General features: G+C 72.2%; 15 protein-coding genes. 12 read left to right on the top strand and 3 right to left on the bottom strand.

The genetic code is table 11. The annotated features are described in order from the left end of the window. Window positions 1-163 precede the first annotated feature (163 nt). The 3 genes from ABGB05_RS22260 to ABGB05_RS22250 all read left to right on the top strand — a co-directional run bounded on the left by ABGB05_RS22260 (window position 164) and on the right by ABGB05_RS22250 (window position 2,604). Window positions 164-1,687 (top strand): hypothetical protein, encoded by a 1,524-nt coding sequence (locus ABGB05_RS22260; RefSeq protein ID WP_347655392.1) that lies wholly within the window; start codon window positions 164-166, stop codon window positions 1,685-1,687. A 123-nt stretch (window positions 1,688-1,810) separates the two neighbouring features. After that, window positions 1,811-2,101 (top strand): ATP-dependent Clp protease adapter ClpS, encoded by a 291-nt coding sequence (clpS, locus tag ABGB05_RS22255; protein ID WP_331213031.1) that lies wholly within the window; start codon window positions 1,811-1,813, stop codon window positions 2,099-2,101. Then, window positions 2,077-2,604, top strand: coding sequence for a DUF2017 domain-containing protein (locus ABGB05_RS22250; RefSeq protein WP_347655391.1), 528 nt, complete (start codon window positions 2,077-2,079; stop codon window positions 2,602-2,604). The genes clpS and ABGB05_RS22250 overlap by 25 nt, the downstream gene beginning before the upstream one ends. Before the next feature lie 71 nt (window positions 2,605-2,675). Here ABGB05_RS22250 and ABGB05_RS22245 read toward each other — a convergent pair whose 3' ends face one another. Beyond that, window positions 2,676-3,539 carry an aldo/keto reductase gene (locus ABGB05_RS22245; protein ID WP_347655390.1) on the bottom strand — a complete coding sequence of 288 codons (864 nt, stop codon included), beginning with the start codon at window positions 3,537-3,539 and terminating at the stop codon, window positions 2,676-2,678. 186 nt (window positions 3,540-3,725) lie between these two features. On the opposite strand from ABGB05_RS22245, the gene ABGB05_RS22240 reads away from it, so the two are divergent. From ABGB05_RS22240 to rdgB, 6 genes are all read left to right on the top strand, one after another. Further along, window positions 3,726-4,214 (top strand): M67 family metallopeptidase, encoded by a 489-nt coding sequence (locus ABGB05_RS22240; RefSeq protein ID WP_347655389.1) that lies wholly within the window; start codon window positions 3,726-3,728, stop codon window positions 4,212-4,214. Window positions 4,215-4,301: 87 nt separating this feature from the next. Further along, the gene (locus ABGB05_RS22235; protein ID WP_347655388.1) at window positions 4,302-4,697 is read left to right on the top strand and encodes a MoaD family protein; all 396 of its coding nucleotides are present in this window, start codon (window positions 4,302-4,304) and stop codon (window positions 4,695-4,697) included. Between the two features lie 10 nt (window positions 4,698-4,707). Continuing rightward, the gene (locus tag ABGB05_RS22230; protein WP_347655387.1) at window positions 4,708-5,673 is read left to right on the top strand and encodes a pyridoxal-phosphate dependent enzyme; all 966 of its coding nucleotides are present in this window, start codon (window positions 4,708-4,710) and stop codon (window positions 5,671-5,673) included. 296 nt (window positions 5,674-5,969) lie between these two features. Beyond that, a complete protein-coding gene (locus ABGB05_RS22225; protein WP_347655386.1) occupies window positions 5,970-6,716 on the top strand; it encodes an MBL fold metallo-hydrolase in 747 nt (248 codons plus the stop codon). An 89-nt stretch (window positions 6,717-6,805) separates the two neighbouring features. Beyond that, window positions 6,806-7,534: a ribonuclease PH gene (gene rph, locus ABGB05_RS22220; protein ID WP_347655385.1), complete on the top strand. Its 729-nt coding sequence runs from the start codon at window positions 6,806-6,808 to the stop codon at window positions 7,532-7,534. Between the two features lie 20 nt (window positions 7,535-7,554). Further along, window positions 7,555-8,193 (top strand): RdgB/HAM1 family non-canonical purine NTP pyrophosphatase, encoded by a 639-nt coding sequence (gene rdgB, locus ABGB05_RS22215; protein WP_347655384.1) that lies wholly within the window; start codon window positions 7,555-7,557, stop codon window positions 8,191-8,193. Between the two features lie 215 nt (window positions 8,194-8,408). Here rdgB and ABGB05_RS22210 read toward each other — a convergent pair whose 3' ends face one another. Next, a complete protein-coding gene (locus tag ABGB05_RS22210; RefSeq protein ID WP_347655383.1) occupies window positions 8,409-8,993 on the bottom strand; it encodes a TetR/AcrR family transcriptional regulator in 585 nt (194 codons plus the stop codon). Window positions 8,994-9,101: 108 nt separating this feature from the next. Here ABGB05_RS22210 and ABGB05_RS22205 point away from each other — a divergent pair, with 108 nt between their 5' ends. The 3 genes from ABGB05_RS22205 (at window position 9,102) to ABGB05_RS22195 (ending at window position 14,793) form a co-directional block, all read left to right on the top strand. Next, complete coding sequence (locus ABGB05_RS22205) at window positions 9,102-9,668, top strand: MarR family winged helix-turn-helix transcriptional regulator (RefSeq protein WP_347655382.1); 567 nt, start codon at window positions 9,102-9,104, stop codon at window positions 9,666-9,668. Continuing rightward, on the top strand, window positions 9,665-11,314 hold the full coding sequence (locus ABGB05_RS22200; protein WP_347655381.1) for an MDR family MFS transporter: 1,650 nt from the start codon (window positions 9,665-9,667) through the stop codon (window positions 11,312-11,314). Before ABGB05_RS22205 ends, ABGB05_RS22200 begins: the two co-directional genes overlap by 4 nt. A 203-nt stretch (window positions 11,315-11,517) precedes the next feature. Further along, the gene (locus ABGB05_RS22195) at window positions 11,518-14,793 is read left to right on the top strand and encodes a S8 family serine peptidase (protein ID WP_347655380.1); all 3,276 of its coding nucleotides are present in this window, start codon (window positions 11,518-11,520) and stop codon (window positions 14,791-14,793) included. Here the strand turns inward: ABGB05_RS22195 and ABGB05_RS22190 are convergent. Continuing rightward, the gene (locus ABGB05_RS22190; protein ID WP_347655379.1) at window positions 14,786-16,273 is read right to left on the bottom strand and encodes a PLP-dependent aminotransferase family protein; all 1,488 of its coding nucleotides are present in this window, start codon (window positions 16,271-16,273) and stop codon (window positions 14,786-14,788) included. The two genes, ABGB05_RS22195 and ABGB05_RS22190, sit on opposite strands and share 8 nt — an antisense overlap. Window positions 16,274-16,287 lie beyond the last annotated feature (14 nt).

Genomic DNA, 16,287 nt, shown 5'->3' with positions numbered 1-16,287 from the left:
GTCCCGTGACGGAGTGAATTTGAGTAGTTCATCGATGAGGCAATGAGTACCGTGGATACTCGCAGCGTGTGGGCATCGACACATAGCGTTCCGGCATTCGGGCGGATGTCGCATCGACCGAATCGTCGAGGGTGGATTGGTCGATCGGAAGGTGGGAGCGCCGATGACGTCGCCACACGCCGCGGCGGTGCCGCAACGGTCCGGCGCAGAGTCGGAGCTGCTCGGCGACGTCGCCGTACCCCGGGCGGTGCCGCGCCGGCACCCGGCGGTGCCGCCGGCCCCGGACGAACCGCTCGCGGTGGTCGCCGTCGGCCCGGCCGGCGCCGACCGCCGGGCGGTCCTCGCCGGACTGCTGGGGGTCACGGTCACCCCCTCGGCGATGCGGCTGCCCCCGGAGAGCTTCCAGGTCTTCCGGTACGCGCCGACCCTCGACGTCACCGTCCAGGTGCCCGGGCTGGCCGGCGAGGCACCGGGGCGTCCACCGCGCCGGATCGACCTGGCCGGGCCGGAGCCGCTGCTCCGGCACTTCCACCTGGTCAACACGCCGGATCCGGAGACCCTGGGGGTGGCCGGCCGGCGGATCGTCCGGGACACCGTCCGGCGCGGCGGCGCCCTGCTGTTCGTCCTTCCGGCGGACCAGCAGGTCACCCCCGCCGACGTCGAACTGCTCGGCGAGGTGGCGGGCGAGGCGGCCATCTTCCTGGTCGGCACCCCCGGCGGCGACGACACCTGGCCGCCGCCGGCGGCCGCGTGCGGGGAAGTGCTTGTCGGTGAGGTGGTGGACGGGGACGACGGCGGTGCCGCCCTGGCCGCGTACTGGGCGGAGGTCGACCGGCGGCGGGCCGAACTCGTCGATCGGGTGCCGGCGCTCGCCGGGCTGTCCTGGCTCGACCTGGACCCGGCCGACCCCGCCTACCTGCGCCGGGCCCTGGTCGACTGGGCCAGCGCGGAGGGGCTGCGCCGGGCGAGCCGGGTCCCGCCGGTGGTGCCGGGCTTCGGGCGTACCGTCCGGGTGGCGCCGGAGGCGTCCGCCACCGGCTGGGCGGACCGGTTGGACCGCCGGGTCCGTACCTGCACACACCGGCTCCGTCGGGAGATCGCCCTGGAGGCGGCAAGCATCCACCTGCGCGGCGTTCAGGAGATCGTCGACGGGGCGGGGGTCGCCGGGCTTCCCGGATTCCTGGACCGTGAGCTGGAGTCGCTGGCGTTGGACGTGATGGCCGCCTGCGACACGGAGGTGGACCGGATCCTCGGCGAGTCGCTCGGGTTGGTCTTCGGCGAGGAGCCGGACGACGCCGTACGACTGCGTGCCGCCGCTGCGGTCGGCCAGGCGCTGACCGACCGGCCCGGCGGCGGGGCACCCCCACGTGTGCTGCTGCTCGGTCGGACCGCGGCGATCGAGCCGGTCGACGCCGCCGGCACCGCCCGGGCCCCGGCGAGTTATCCCGGCTGCACCGCCGCCGCGATCCTGCCGCCGCTCGGGCTCGGCCTGCGCGGGGAGTGCTACGGATACTGGCGGGAGCCGGGACACGCCGACCCGGGCAGTGCCCGCTCCTGGCTGCAGCGGGCACTGCGGGAGATCGAACTGGAAGTGTCCCGCGAGGTGACCGGACGGTTCGAGGCAGTCCGTGCCGCGCTCACGGTGGTCCTCACCGACGCGATCCGGCACGGCCGGCTGCGCGGCTGACCGGCGGATCCGGTGGTCGGCGACGGGGTGTGGTGGGCCACTCGGGCAGCCGCTGACGGGGCGTCGCGACGCGGCCGGGCGTCGATTCTCCGGTTCGGCGCCGACGGTGGCACGATGGGGGGCATGGCGGCTCCACAGGTTGCACCGGTCGAAACGCCGGACACCGACGAGGTGCCGGTCACCGACCGGGCATGGGTGACGATCGTCTGGGACGACCCGGTCAACCTGATGTCGTACGTGACCTGGGTGTTCCAGAAACTCTTCGGCTACAGCCACGAGAAGGCCGAGAAACTGATGCTCGACGTGCACCACAAGGGCAAGGCCGTGGTCTCCAGCGGCGCCCGGGAGCGGATGGAACACGACGCGTCCCGGCTGCACGCGTACGGGCTGTGGGCGACCGTGGAGCGCGCGTGAGTACCTTCCGCCGGCAGGGCGAGCACTGCGTGGCGACCTTCGCCGCCGACGAGGTACGGGTGCTCCGCAAGGTCGCCTCCGAGGTGGTGGGGCTGCTCACCGACGGTTTCGACCACTCCGACCCGGTTGTCGGGCGGCTCTTCCCGGACACCTACCCGGAGGATCCGGAGGAGTCGGCGGAGTTCCGGCGGTACACCGAGGGCGATCTCAAGACCGGCAAGATCGACCAGGCGGGTGCGGTACTGGCGGCCCTGCCGCCGGCCACCGGCGGGGAGGTACGCCTCGACGGCGAGGCGGCCGAGGCGTGGCTGCGCGCTCTCAACGACGCCCGGCTGGCGATGGGGGTACGCCTCGACATCTCCGCCGACACCGACCTCGGCGACGAACTCGACGACGCGGTGCTGCACGACCCGACCTCGACCCGGGTCTTCCAGCTCTCCGTCTACGCCTACCTCGGTTACCTGCAGGAGTCCCTGCTCCGCGCGTTGATCGTCGACCACTGAGCGGCCGCCGTGCACTGCGCGGTGGGGAAGGGGCCCGTCCGGAACGCCAGGACGGGCCCCTTCCCGACCGGTCAGGCCGTCTGGTTCAGCGTCGCCAGCTCGGCGGCGTCGAGGGTGAGGTCGACGGCGGCCACCGAGTCGCGGATGGTCTCCGGCCGGCTCGACCCCGGGATCGGGATCACCACCGGGGACTTCGCCAGCATCCAGGCCAGGCAGACCTGCTGCGGGCTGAACCCACGGGCGGCGGCCACCTCGGCGAACGGGGCGAACCGGTTGCCCAGCTCACCGGCCTGGGCGATGCCGCCCAGCGGTGACCAGGGCAGGAAGGCCAGGCCCAGCTCGTCGCAGAGTTCCAGCTCCGGCTCCGAGGAACGGAACGCCGGGGAGTACTGGTTCTGCACCGAGACGAGCCGGTCACCGAGGATCTCCCGGGCCTCGCGGATCTGGTCCGGGTTGGCGTTGGAGATGCCGGCCAGCCGGACCTTGCCGGCGTCGACCAGGTCCCGGACCGCGCCGATCGACTCGGCGTACGGGACCTTCGGGTCGGGGCGGTGGTGCTGGTAGAGCCCGATCGCCTCCACCCCGAGCCGCTTCAACGACGCGTCGCAGGCGGCTTTGATGTGGTCCGGCGAGCCGTCGATGGTCCAGCTGCCGTCGCCGGGACGCAGGTGCCCGCCCTTGGTGGCGACCAGCACCCCGGAGCTGTCCCCGCCGTAGCTGGCCAGAGCCCGGGCGATCAGCGTCTCGTTGTGTCCCACCTCACCCGCGTACAGGTGGTAGGCGTCCGCGGTGTCGATCAGGGTGACCCCGGCGTCGAGTGCCGCGTGGATGGTCCGGACGGAGCGGTCCTCGTCCGGACGCCCCTCGATCGACATCGGCATCGCGCCGAGCCCGATCGCGCTCACCTCGGTGTCACCGATGCGGCGGTGTTTCATCGCGTTGCCTCCTCAGTCTCGGGTTTCCCGCCCCACTCTGCACCGGGTACGGGCCCCCGAATGTCAACTTTCCCTTTCTGCCACATCGCGACCCCGATGGCCGGCGGACACCGGGTGAGGTCGGCCACTCCCGGGAGCCGAGACGGCCCGGGCGCGGTCGGCCGGACAGGCGGTAGGCTGGGCGTCGTGCTGAGCATCGACCGGTCGATAGTCGAGGCGATCGTCGCGCACGCCCGTCGGGACCATCCGGACGAGGCGTGCGGCGTGGTCGCCGGACCGGTGGGCTCCGACACCCCGACCCGGCACATCCCGATGGTGAACGCCGCCCGGTCGATGACGTTCTACGAGTTCGACTCGATGGAACAGCTGCGGCTGTGGCGGGAGATGGACGACCGCGACGAGGAGCCGGTGGTCATCTACCACTCGCACACCGCGACCGAGGCGTACCCGTCCCGCACCGACATCTCCTTCGCCGGTGAGCCGAACGCGCACTACCTGCTCGTCTCGACCCGGGATCCGGAGACCGAGGAGATCCGCTCGTTCCGGATCGTGGACGGTGTGGTGACCGAGGAGCCGGTCCGGGTCGTCGACGCCAGGGTGGACCCGAACGCGGTCCAGTCGTACATGTTCGGGCAGAGCCCGACGACGGTCGACTACGAGTGTTCGGGCAGCTGATCCTCCGGGATCCGGCAGCCGATCCGTAGTCCGTTCCCCCGAATCCGTCGTTCCCCGACTCCACACGTCACAAGGAGCATGTCCATCATGGCCATCGAAGTTCGTATCCCCACCATCCTGCGGAGCTACACCGGCGGCGCGAAGGTCGTCGAGGGGTCGGGCGACTCGCTCGGCGACCTGCTGTCCGACCTGGACAGCAGGTACTCCGGCCTGCGCGGCCGACTGATCACCGACCAGGGCGCGCTGCACCGTTTCGTCAACGTCTACGTCAACGACGAGGACGTCCGGTTCCTCGGCTCGCTCGACGCGAAGCTCTCCGACGGGGACACGGTGACCATCCTGCCGGCCGTCGCGGGTGGCGCGTTCGGCCTCGCCGCGGCAGCGGCGATCATCGGGCACAGCGCCGCGACCTCGGTGGTGGCCGGGCACAGCGCCGCGACCTCGGCGGTGGCCGGGCACGGTTCCGCGGCCTCGGCCCGCTGAGCAGGCCGCCATGACGCGGTACGAGAGCCTGCTCGACGCGTGCGGCGGTACTCCGCTGGTGGGGCTGCCCCGCCTGTCGCCGGTGGTGCCCGACGGGGCACCGCCGGTGCGGCTCTGGGCGAAGCTGGAGGACCGGAACCCGACCGGCAGCATCAAGGACCGGGCGGCCCTGTTCATGGTCCGGGAGGCGGAACGGAACGGCCGGCTCCGCGCCGGTGACACCATCCTGGAGCCGACCAGCGGCAACACCGGGATCTCGCTGGCCATGGTGGCGAAGCTGCGCGGTTACCGGCTGGTCTGCGTGATGCCGGAGAACGTCTCGACCGAGCGGGTGCAGCTGCTCCGGATGTACGGCGCGGAGATCATTTTTTCGCCGGCGGCCGGCGGCTCGAACCAGGCGGTGGCGACGGCGAAGCAGATCGCCGCCGAACACCCGGACTGGGTGATGCTCTACCAGTACGGCAACCAGGGCAACGCCCGGGCGCACTACGAGACGACCGGTCCCGAGCTGCTGCACGACCTGCCCACGATCACGCACTTCGTGGCCGGGCTGGGTACCACCGGCACCCTGATGGGGACCGGACGGTACCTGCGGGAGAAGGTCGAGGAGATCGAGATCATCGCCGCCGAGCCCCGGTACGGCGAGCTGGTCTACGGGCTGCGCAACATCGACGAGGGCTACGTCCCCGAGCTGTACGACGCCAGCGTGCTGACCCGCCGCTTCTCGGTTGGGACCCGGGACGCGGTGCTGCGTACCCGGCAGTTGGTGGAGGTGGAGGGGATCTTCGCCGGCTTCTCCACCGGGGCGATCCTGCACGCGGCGCTGGCGGTGGCGCACGAGGCGGTCAAGGCCGGCCGCCGCGCCGACGTCGCGTTCGTGGTCGCCGACGGCGGCTGGAAATACCTCTCGACCGGGGCGTACGGCGGCACCCTCTCCGACGCCGAGGACGCGCTGGAGGGCCAGCTCTGGGCCTGATCCGATCCGGTTCGGGGCCCGGGCCCCGAACCGGGCCGGACGGCCGCGCGGACCGACCCGGCATCCTTGCCACGAAGGTGACGGAACGTAACGGTAACGGCCGATTGCGGCGACCCGGTTCGTACCGGGCGGGGCGGTCACGACCCGGTGTCACGTTGGCGACAAAGGTCACGGGATCTTTCTTGTGCCCAGGTGTCGCGGCGTAGGCTGCGCACCGTGACAGACGTTTCGGCGATGATCGCCTACGCCTCGGCCGACCGACTGTCTGTGACCATCAGTGATGACGGGGCGACCGGATGCGACTGACGATTCTCGGCTGCGCGGGTAGTTTCCCCGGTCCGGAGGCGGCCTGCTCGGCCTACCTGGTCGAGGCGGAAGGCTTCCGTCTGCTCCTCGATTTCGGCTCGGGATCGCTCTCCGCCCTGCAGCGGTACGTCGGGCTCAACGTGGTGGACGCGATCCTCCTCACGCACCTGCACGGCGACCACATCCTCGACGCGGTGCCGTACATCGTGGTCCGTCGGTACGCCCCGGACGGCCCCTATCCACCGCTGCCGGTGTACGCCCCGAGCGGCGCCCCGGACCGGCTCGCCAACGCGTACAGCCTGGACGAGGGGGTGCTCGACGACGTCTACACCTTCTACGGCCTCCAGCCGGGCAGCTTCCCGATCGGGCCGTTCACGGTCACCGTCGACCGGGTCAACCACCCGGTGGAGACGTACGGCGTACGGCTGGAGCACGACGGCCGGAGCCTCTGCTACTCGTCCGACACCGCGCCCTGCGACTCCCTGCTCCGGCTGGCGCACCGTGCCGACCTGTTCCTGTGCGAGGCCAGTTACCTCGACGGCGTGGACAATCCGCCGGACCTGCACCTGACCGGCCGGGAGGCGGGCGAGATCGCGACCAAGGCGGAGGTGGGCCGGCTGCTGCTCACCCACCTGGTGGCGGCCTGGGGCAGTGAGGCGATGACGCACGAGGCGGCGCTCTCCGCGTTCGCCGGCCCGGTCGAGGTGGTCCGGCCCGGCTGCCGGTACGAGGTCTGACCGCTGCGCCGTGCCGGCTGACCGGCCCGGTTGTCGGTGGCCGGGACACCCTCGGGCGGGGCGATCCCGGCAACACATAGGCTGCGCACATGGCGCGACCTGACGGGCGGCGGCCCGACCAACTCCGACCGGTGACCCTGACCCGAGGCTGGAGCATGCATCCGGAGGGTTCGGTGCTCGTCGAGTTCGGCGACACCCGGGTGCTCTGCACGGCCAGCGTCACCGAGGGGGTGCCGCGCTGGCGCAAGGGATCCGGCCTGGGCTGGGTCACCGCCGAGTACTCGATGCTGCCCCGCTCGACCACCACCCGTTCCGACCGGGAGAGTGTCCGGGGCAAGGTCGGCGGCCGTACCCACGAGATCTCCCGGCTGATCGGGCGGAGCCTGCGGGCCTGTATCGACCTGAAGGCGCTCGGCGAGAACTCGATCGTGCTCGACTGCGACGTGCTGCAGGCCGACGGCGGCACCCGGACCGCCGCGATCACCGGGGCGTACGTCGCGTTGCACGACGCGGTCAGCTGGCTGGCCGACCGGAAGGCGCTGGCCGGCAAGCCGGACAAGGTGGTGCACCGGTCGATCGCGGCGGTCAGCGTAGGGATCATCGAGGGTGAGCCCCGGCTGGACCTGAACTACCTGGAGGACGTGGCGGCCGAGGTGGACATGAACGTGGTCTGCACCGGCACCGGGGACTTCGTCGAGGTGCAGGGTACGGGTGAGGCCGGTGTCTTCGCCCGCGAGCAGCTCGACGCGTTGCTCGACCTCGGCGTACTGGGCTGCGCCGAGCTGACCGAGGCCCAGCGGAAGGCGCTGGCCGGATGACGGCGGAGGGCACTGGCCGGATGACCAGGGTGCTGTTGGCGACCCGTAACGCCAAGAAGCTGACCGAGTTGCAGCGGATCCTCGACGGCGCGCTCGGCGCGCAGCGGATCCAGCTGGTCGGGCTGGCCGACGTGGCGCAGTACCAGGAGGTTCCGGAGACCGGGCTGACCTTCGGCGAGAACGCGCTGCTGAAGGCGCGTGAGGGCGTGAAATGGACCGGTCTGCCGACGATCGCCGACGACTCCGGCCTGGCGGTGGACGCGCTCAGCGGCATGCCGGGCGTGTTCAGCGCCCGCTGGTCGGGCCGGCACGGCGACGACCGGGCCAACCTGGAGCTGGTGTTGGCGCAGATCGGCGACGTACCGGACCAGCACCGGGGCGCGGCGTTCGTCTGCGCGGCGGCGCTGGTGCTGCCCGGCGGCAAGGAGCACCTGGTCGAGGGCCGGCAGGCCGGTCGGCTGCTGCGCGCCCCGCGCGGCGAGGGTGGCTTCGGGTACGACCCGATCTTCCTCGCCGAGGGGCAGGACCGGACCAACGCCGAGCTGTCACCGGAGGAGAAGGACGCGATCAGCCACCGGGGCAAGGCGTTGCGGGCGCTCGCCAAGGTGATCGCCAAGACCCTGCCGGTCGGCGACGCCGGCGGATGGGCCAACCGGTAGCCGCCCGGGACTGAAGCGCGACACCACCCCGGCCCGGGTGCTGGCGGTGGCGGAGGCGGCGGCCGCTCCGGACGTACGCGTCCCGGCGTTGGTCGCCGGCACCCGGCCCGGGCCGTCGACGCGCGACGAGAACCCCTACCCCCGGGGCCTGATGGTTTCGAGGGCGGCGGCCCGGCAGGTCGGCTCGTCCCGGGCCGGCTGTGCGGCGGTGGCGGTCAGTGTGTGGTCGCGTAGTCGAGCGCGGTGCGGACCAGGTCGGTGAGGGGCCGTTCCGGGTGGTCGACCCAGTGCTGGATGGCGGCGCGTACCGCGCTGAGCAGGGTTGCGGCCAGCACCTGGGCGTGTAGTGGGGTGTCCGGGTGCCGCGGCAGTCGACCGATGATCTCGGTGGTCAGTTCCCGCTCGATGGTGCCGTAGACGGCGATCTGGTGGGCCGCCAGGCTGGGGTGGCTGCGGACCAGTCGGCGTTGGGCGACCCAGAGCGGGTCGACGTCGCCGGTTTCCCGGACGAGTTGTTCGGTGGCCCGGGTGAGGGCGGTCCACGGCGGTACGTCGACCGGCTGGTCGTGCACGAGTTCCACCAGTCGGCGGATCCGGACCAGGTCGACGTAGAAGAGGGCCTCTTCCTTGTTCGCGAAGTAGTTGGAGAAGGTACGGCGGGAGACGTCGGCGGCGTCCGCGATCGCCTCGACGGTCACCTGGTCGGGCCCGTGTGCGACGGCGAGCCGGAGTGCCGCCTCGTGTAGCGCCTGTCGCGTCGCCGCCTTCTTGCGTTCGCGACGCCCCACCGTGTTCTCCATCGCACCCAGGGTACGCCCCGATGATCGTATGCTCAACGAGCAAACTTGCGCAATGTGCAAGATCGAGGGATGCTTGTGTGCGGCAAGCAATCTGTCCGGGGAGGCGGGATGGAGACCTCCGTACGGCACGGCGAACTTGTGCACCGGCTGCGGGATCTGACCCGGATCGTCCGGGCCATCCGGCAGCGGCGGGTGGCGGAGCGGCCGGGCGTGCCACTGGGCATGGTCGGCACCCTGATGCGCCTCGACGAGCTGGGCGACCGGGCGGTCGGCTGTCACGCCAGGGAACTGGCCGAGCATGCCGGGCTCGACCCGTCCACGGTCAGTCGGGTGGTCACCGGGTTGGTGACCCAGGGCCTGGCGGTACGCCGGGCCGACCCGGCCGACCGGCGGGCCAACCTGCTGGCCCTGACCGACGCCGGCCGGGCCGCGCTGGACGAGGCGCGGACCTGGTACGGCGACCTGCTCGCCGACGCGCTCGCCGGCTGGAACCCGACCGAGGTCGAGGCGTTCAGTGCAGCCCTCGGACGGTTCGCCGCCGACATCCAGGGTGCCCTGGACCGAGTCACCGGGGTCACCGGGTCCGCGGGATCCGCCGGGGCCGGCGAGCCGTCCGCCCGTACCGCCGTCTCCGGACGGACCGAATCCCAGAACACGCTGGAGGCCGCGCGATGAGCGCACCCACCATGACGACCACCGCGCCCGGCGCGGAGCCGATGAGCCATCGGCGGACCCTGGAGGCGCTCAGCGGCCTGCTCCTGGTCCTTTTTGTCGCGATGCTCAGCAGCACCGTGGTCTCGACCGCCCTGCCACAGATCATCGGCAAGCTGAACGGCTCGCAGACCCAGTACACCTGGGTGGTCACCGCCACCCTGCTCACCGCGACCGCGACCACCCCGATCTGGGGCAAGCTGGCCGACCTGTTCAACAAGAAGACGCTGGTGCAGACCGCCATCGTGATCTTCGTGCTCGGTTCGGTGGTCGCCGGGGCGAGCCAGAACGCCGGCCAGCTGATCGCCGCCCGGGCCTTCCAGGGCATCGGCGTCGGCGGGCTGCAGGCCCTGGTCCAGGTGGTGATCGCCGCGATGATCCCGCCCCGGGAGCGGGGCCGGTACAACGGTTACCTCGGCGGCGTGATGGCGCTGGCCACCGTCGGTGGCCCGCTGCTCGGCGGGGTCATCGTCGACACCTCGTGGCTCGGCTGGCGCTGGTGCTTCTTCGTCGGCGTGCCGATCGCGATCGTCGCGCTGCTGGTGCTCCAGGCCACCCTGCACCTGGTCACCGTCCGCCGGGAGAACGTGAAGATCGACTACCTGGGTGCGGCGCTGATCGCGGCCGGGGTCAGCGTGCTGCTGGTCTGGATCTCGTTCGTCGACGGCTCGTTCGCCTGGATCTCCTGGCAGACCGGGGTGATGCTCGGCGGGGCCCTGCTGCTGCTCGCCCTCGCCGTCCTGGTCGAGTCCCGGGCCGCCGAGCCGGTCGTCCCGCTGGAGATCGTCCGGGAGCGGACCACGGCGCTGGCCATCCTCGGCAGCCTCGCCGTCGGCATGGCCATGTTCGGCGGTGCGGTCTTCCTGGGCCAGTACTTCCAGATCGGTCGCGGCTACAGCCCGACCGAGGCAGGCCTGCTCACCATCCCGATGATGGTCGGCGTGCTCGGCTCCTCGATCGTCGCCGGCCGCATGATCACCCGGAGCGGCCGGATCAAGCCGTACATCATCGTCGGTTCGGTGATCCTGGTCGGCGGCTTCCTGATGCTCGGCTTCGTCGACCACGCCACCTCGCTGGTCTTCGTCGGCGCGGCGATGTTCCTGGTCGGGATCGGCGTCGGCATGACCATGCAGAACCTGGTGCTGGCGGTGCAGAACACCGTGGCGCTGCGGGACATCGGTGCGGCGAGTTCCAGCGTCGCCTTCTTCCGGTCCCTGGGCGGCACCATCGGGGTCTCGGTGCTCGGCGCGGTGCTGGCCCGCCGGGTCACCGACCAGATCACCACCGACCTGGCCGCCGCCGGCATCCCCACCTCGGGCTCCGGCGACGCCGGAGGCAGCCTGAACCTGGACGGACTGCCGGACGTCGTGGTGCACATCGTCCGGAACGCGTACGGCGACGCCACCGGGCACATCTTCCTGATCTCGGCCGCGATCGCGCTGGTCGGGGTGATCGCCGCCGTGCTGCTCCGGCCGGTGACCCTGCGGACCAGCCTCGACCTGCCGGCGGAGGCGACCGCGGCGGCCACGGCGGCGGGGGCGATCGACGGGGCGCCGGCCTGTCCGCGGGGGTACGTCGGCCGCCCGTGCCCGCCCTCCGAGTCGGCGTGAAGTACGTCATAGGAGCGCTCCCACGAGCGTGACCTGCGCAGCTGTCTCGATGGAAGATCCGCCTCGGCAGCTGGGACCAGACGGCGCGCCCGCAAGTATTGATCTTGAAACAAAAAGTCGGGAGTCTCGATCCTTCTGGTGCGGACCGGGGTCACGGCAACAGGGCCGTGGCTCCGGTCTGTCGTATCCGCAGAGGAGACTCCGTGCGACAACGCCACCTACTGGCGTACGGCGCGGCCGCCCTGACCCTGGCGGCCACACTCGTCGGTTCCAGCCCGACCGACGCGTCGGCACAACCCCAGCCCGTACCCACCGGGTCCGAGGCGGTCCGACAGAAGCTGCGGGAGCTGCGGCAGGCAGCCCAACAGGAACGGAAGGAGAACGAGCGGCAGGGCGCCCGGGTGGTGACCCTCTACACCGGAGACCGGGTGACGGTCGACGGCGCCACCGTCAGCGTCACGCCCCGCGCCGGCGTGCACTTCTACCGCTACCAGCGGGAGCAGGCCCAGTACGTCGTACCGTCCGACGCCGTGCCGCTGCTGCGGGCCGACCGGCTCGACGAACGGCTGTTCAACGTCACCGGCCTGCTCGAACACGACTTCGACAAGCTGGCGTACCTGCCACTTGTCGTCTCCGACGCCGACACCGTACGCGGACTCGCCGGCGGGCCGGCACTGGAGGCCGTCGACGGCTTCGCCACCCGGGTCCCGGTGACCGACCTGGCCAGCACCTGGCAGACCACCCGCACCTCGCTGACCAGCGGAAAGATCTGGCTCGACGGGGTACGCCAGTCCACCCTCGACGTCAGTGTGCCGCTGACCGGCGCCCCGACCGCCTGGTCGGCCGGCTACGACGGCACCGGCGTGAAGGTCGCGGTCCTCGACACCGGGATCGACGACAGCCACCCGGACCTGGCCGGCAAGGTCGTCGCCCGCCGCAACTTCGTCGCCGAACACGAGACCGGAACCGACCTCAACGGGCACGGCACCCACGTCTCCGGCACCATCGCCGGCACCGGCGCCGCCTCGGACGGCAGGTACCGGGGCGTCGCGCCCGGCGCCTCGCTGCTCGACGGCAAGGTCTGCTGGAACGACCAGGGGCGGGGCTTCTGCTCCGACTCGGCGATCATCGCCGCCATGCAGTGGGCGGTGGAGTCCGGCGCCAAGGTCGTCAACATGAGCCTCGGCGGCACCGACACCGAGGGCGTCGACCCGCTCGAGCAGGCGGTCAACGACCTGACCGCCGAGTACGGCACCCTCTTCGTCATCGCCGCCGGCAACGCCGACGGCTGGTCGCCGTACCGGGTCGCGTCGCCGTCGACCGCGGACGCCGCGCTCTCGGTGGCGAACTGGACCAAGACCGGCGAGCCGCACTGGTCGTCGCTGCCCGGCCCGCGGATCGGCGACTACGCCGTCAAGCCGGACATCTCCGCCCCCGGTACGGAGATCACCTCCGCGCGCAGCCCGAGCGCGCTCGACCACCTGCCGGCCGGCCCGTACTTCAGCGCGACCGGCACCTCGATGGCCGCCCCGCACGTCGCCGGCGCGGCCGCGCTGCTCTCCCAGGCGCACCCCGAGTGGCAGGCCGGACAGACCAAGGCGACCCTGATGGCCTCGGCCGCGCCCCGGGCCGACCTCGACGTGTTCAGCCAGGGCGCCGGGCACGTCCGGGTCGACCGGGCGCTGACCCAGCAGGTCACCGTCACCCCGCCGTCGTTGAGCATCGGCATGCTGGCGTACCCGCACACCGACGCCCCGGTGAGCCGGACCATGACGTACCACAACACCTCGGCGGCGCCGGTGACCCTGCACCTGACGGTGGACGGGAACGCACCGGACGGACTGCTGACGCTCAGCGCCGACACCCTGACCGTGCCGGCCGGCGGCACCGCCTCGGTCGAGGTGACCGCCGACGAGCGGGTCGGCGGCGAGACGTACGGCGTCTTCAGCGGTCGGCTCGTCGCCACCGCCGACGGGATCGACCTGCGGACCCCGTTCAGCGTCTTCCGGGAACCGCCGTCGGCGAGCCTGCACCTGACCGCCCTCGACCACGTCGGCAAGACGCCGGCCACCGTGGTCATGCTGCTGCGGGACCCGAACACCGGCGCCGAGTACACCGCGCTCGACCCGGACGAGACGTACCGGGTGCCGCTGAACAGCTCCTGGACCGTCACCGCCTTCGTCCAGAACGCGGACGGCACCGTCGACTTCATGGCGAACAACCAGGTGCTGGCCGACCGGAACCGGGACGTGCTGCTGGACGGCCGGAAGACGCGCGGGCTGGACATCACCCTGCCGACGAAGCAGGCGCAGCCGTACGCCGCCACGGTGCAGCTGAGCCGTGGCGGCGGCACGTACCTCTCCAGCGACGCGGTACAGGGCGACCCCCGGACCATCCGCACCGCCGACCTGGGAACGGCCGGCGTCGCCGGGGTCAGCACCCAGATCCAGGCCGTCTACCAGACCCCGCCGGGCCGCGGCGACGCGGAGCTCTACCAGCTCGGCTGGGTCGTCCCCGGCGCCTTCACCACCGGCTTTACCGCCCGGCTCAAGGCGAAGGACCTGGCCGAGGTGCGGGCCGAGTACGCCCGCAACGCCCGCGACGTGGTGGCGGTCCGGTACAACACGGCGATCGTCTCCGGCGACCCGTACCCGCTGGCGTCGCAGTTGCCGCCGGTGCCGACCCCGGGCCGGCGGACCGAGTACGTCGGCGGCAACGTCGAATGGCGGTCCGGGATCGTGGAGATGACCGCCGCCGAGGGCCTCTGGGTCACCGACCTCGACCAGGCCACCGAACCGGGCTACCGGGCCGGCCGGTCGTACCGGGAACGCTGGAACGCCGCCCCGCTCGGGATGACCCTCACCCCGCAGTATCCGGGCAGCGCGGCCGTGGTCCGGGACGGGGACACCGTCTACGGCAGCTTCACCCAGTTCGCCGACGCGTCCGGGCACGTCGGACTGCCGTACCAGATGAACAACCACCGGTTCACCCTGGAGACCGGGACGGAGACGCTCGGCGAGTTCGACTTCCTGTACGGCAGCTGGCAGGTCGGCGCCGAGGCCCGGACGTACCGGATGCGGTTCGGGTTCGACGTACCCACCCCGCTCGTCACCCACCTGGAGTCGGAGTGGACCTTCCGCAGCTCGGCGGCGCAGCAGGGTGAGCTGCCGCTGACCGCGGTCGGGTTCGCCCCCGAGCTGGCGCTGGACAACTCGGCCCGGCGCGGCAGCATCCTGCCGGTGCCGCTCACCGTCACCCGACAGGCCACCGCCGGCCGGGTGACGGACGCCGACGTCTCGGTCTCCTACGACGACGGCCGGACCTGGCGTTCCGTCCCGACCGTCAGCCTGCTCGGTCAGCACGTCGCCGTGGTGACGAACCCGTCCCGGGCCGGACACGTCTCGCTGCGGGCCCACCTGGTCGACTCGGCCGGCAACACGGTCACCACCACCGTGCTCCGGGCGTACGAGGTCAGGTAACACCCGCTCCGCTCGGTGGGGTCGTCGGAGGTGTTCCGGCGGCCCCACCGCACCAACGGGACCGGAAGCCGGCGGCGATCCGCCGGATCCCCTCCTCGACGTCGGCGGCCGTGATGCCGCCGTAGCCGAGGACCAGGCCGGCCTGGCCGGGGCGCTCGGCGCAGTAGCTGGCCAGGCTCTCCACCCCGACCCCGGCCGCCCGTGCCCGGTCGACCACCGAGGCGGCCAGTTCGGGACCGCCCTCGACCGCCAGCCGCGCGCAGAGGTGGAGCCCCGCGACCGAGGGCTCCGGCCGCAGCCGGTCCGCGAGGTGCCGGTCGAGCGCCGACAGCAGCCGCTCGCGCCGGGTCGCGTACTCCCGGCTGGCCCGACGGACGTGCCGGGCCAGCAGACCCTCGTTGATGAAGTCGGCCAGCGCACCCTGGGTCGGCAGGTCGCCGTGCCAGTCGGTCAACTGTCGCGCGGTGGCCAGCGCCGCGCCGAGCGAGGCCGGGGCGACCAGGAACCCGATCCGCAGCATCGGGAGCAGGGTCTTGGAGAACGATCCGACGTAGATCACCCGCCCGTGCCGGTCCAGGCTCTGCAACGGCTCCAGGGGACGGCCGGCGAACCGGTACTCGCTGTCGTAGTCGTCCTCGAGGACCACCGCGTCGTGCCGCCGGGCCCAGTCGAGCAGGGCCGACCGGCGGGCCAGGGACATCGGTACGCCGAGCGGGCTCTGGTGCGACGGGGTGACGTAGACCAGCCGGACGTCCGGCGGCAGCGCGGCGACCACCAGCCCCTCCGCGTCGACCGGTACCCCGGTGACCCGGGCACCGAGCGTCTGGAAGAGCCGGCGGACCGGTGGATAGCCCGGTTCCTCGACCGCGACCCGGTCACCCGGCTCCAGCAGCACCTTGCCGACCAGGTCGAACGCCTGCTGCGCGCCGTGGGTGACCAGGATGTCGTCGGCGCCGGCCCGGACCGAGCGGGCGACGCCGACGTGGCGGGCGATCGCCGCCCGCAGTCCGGGATGCCCGGCCGGATCCGGATAGCTGGTGCTCCGTACCGTCGAGTCGCGCAGCTGCCGGGTCACCAGCCGGCGCCAGGTCTCCAGCGGGAACAGCCCCGGGTCCGGTACGCCGACCCGGAAGTCGTAGCGCGGCGCGGGGGAGCGGGGCACCACCGGCACGGACCCCCACACCGCCCGGGGACGTACGCCACGGCCGGCCGGTGCGGACCGGGGGCGCGGCACGCCCGGGAACCGGTCGCCGACGTACGTGCCCGAACCGACCCGGCCGACCAGGAAGCCCTCGGCGGTGAGCCGCTCGTACGCCACCGCGACGGTGTTGCGGGCGACGGCGAGCCGCTGCGCCAGTTCACGGCTGGGCGGCAGCCGTTCGCCGGGCCGCAGCCGTCCGTCGAGCACCGCCTCGCGCAGCTGCCGGTAGATCTGGGCGGCCAGGTCGCCCCGGCCGACGAGTTGGACGTGGACCTCCACCACAGCCTCCGATT

The organism is Plantactinospora sp. B5E13, from assembly GCF_039871775.1.
Lineage (GTDB): Bacteria > Actinomycetota > Actinomycetes > Mycobacteriales > Micromonosporaceae > Plantactinospora.
The sequence above is the reverse complement of the archived record's forward strand: the minus strand, read 5'-3'. Positions and strand labels throughout refer to the sequence as shown.

What these genes read in the sequence shown, in the direction of transcription:
- ABGB05_RS22260 (WP_347655392.1), top strand. Translation starts at nt 164, where the DNA reads ATGACGTCGCCACACGCCGCGGCGGTGCCGCAACGGTCCGGCGCAGAG.
- clpS (WP_331213031.1), top strand. Translation starts at nt 1,811, where the DNA reads ATGGCGGCTCCACAGGTTGCACCGGTCGAAACGCCGGACACCGACGAG.
- ABGB05_RS22245 (WP_347655390.1), bottom strand. Translation starts at nt 3,539, where the DNA reads ATGAAACACCGCCGCATCGGTGACACCGAGGTGAGCGCGATCGGGCTC.
- ABGB05_RS22235 (WP_347655388.1), top strand. Translation starts at nt 4,302, where the DNA reads ATGGCCATCGAAGTTCGTATCCCCACCATCCTGCGGAGCTACACCGGC.
- ABGB05_RS22230 (WP_347655387.1), top strand. Translation starts at nt 4,708, where the DNA reads ATGACGCGGTACGAGAGCCTGCTCGACGCGTGCGGCGGTACTCCGCTG.
- ABGB05_RS22225 (WP_347655386.1), top strand. Translation starts at nt 5,970, where the DNA reads ATGCGACTGACGATTCTCGGCTGCGCGGGTAGTTTCCCCGGTCCGGAG.
- rph (WP_347655385.1), top strand. Translation starts at nt 6,806, where the DNA reads ATGGCGCGACCTGACGGGCGGCGGCCCGACCAACTCCGACCGGTGACC.
- rdgB (WP_347655384.1), top strand. Translation starts at nt 7,555, where the DNA reads ATGACCAGGGTGCTGTTGGCGACCCGTAACGCCAAGAAGCTGACCGAG.
- ABGB05_RS22210 (WP_347655383.1), bottom strand. Translation starts at nt 8,993, where the DNA reads ATGGAGAACACGGTGGGGCGTCGCGAACGCAAGAAGGCGGCGACGCGA.
- ABGB05_RS22205 (WP_347655382.1), top strand. Translation starts at nt 9,102, where the DNA reads ATGGAGACCTCCGTACGGCACGGCGAACTTGTGCACCGGCTGCGGGAT.
- ABGB05_RS22200 (WP_347655381.1), top strand. Translation starts at nt 9,665, where the DNA reads ATGAGCGCACCCACCATGACGACCACCGCGCCCGGCGCGGAGCCGATG.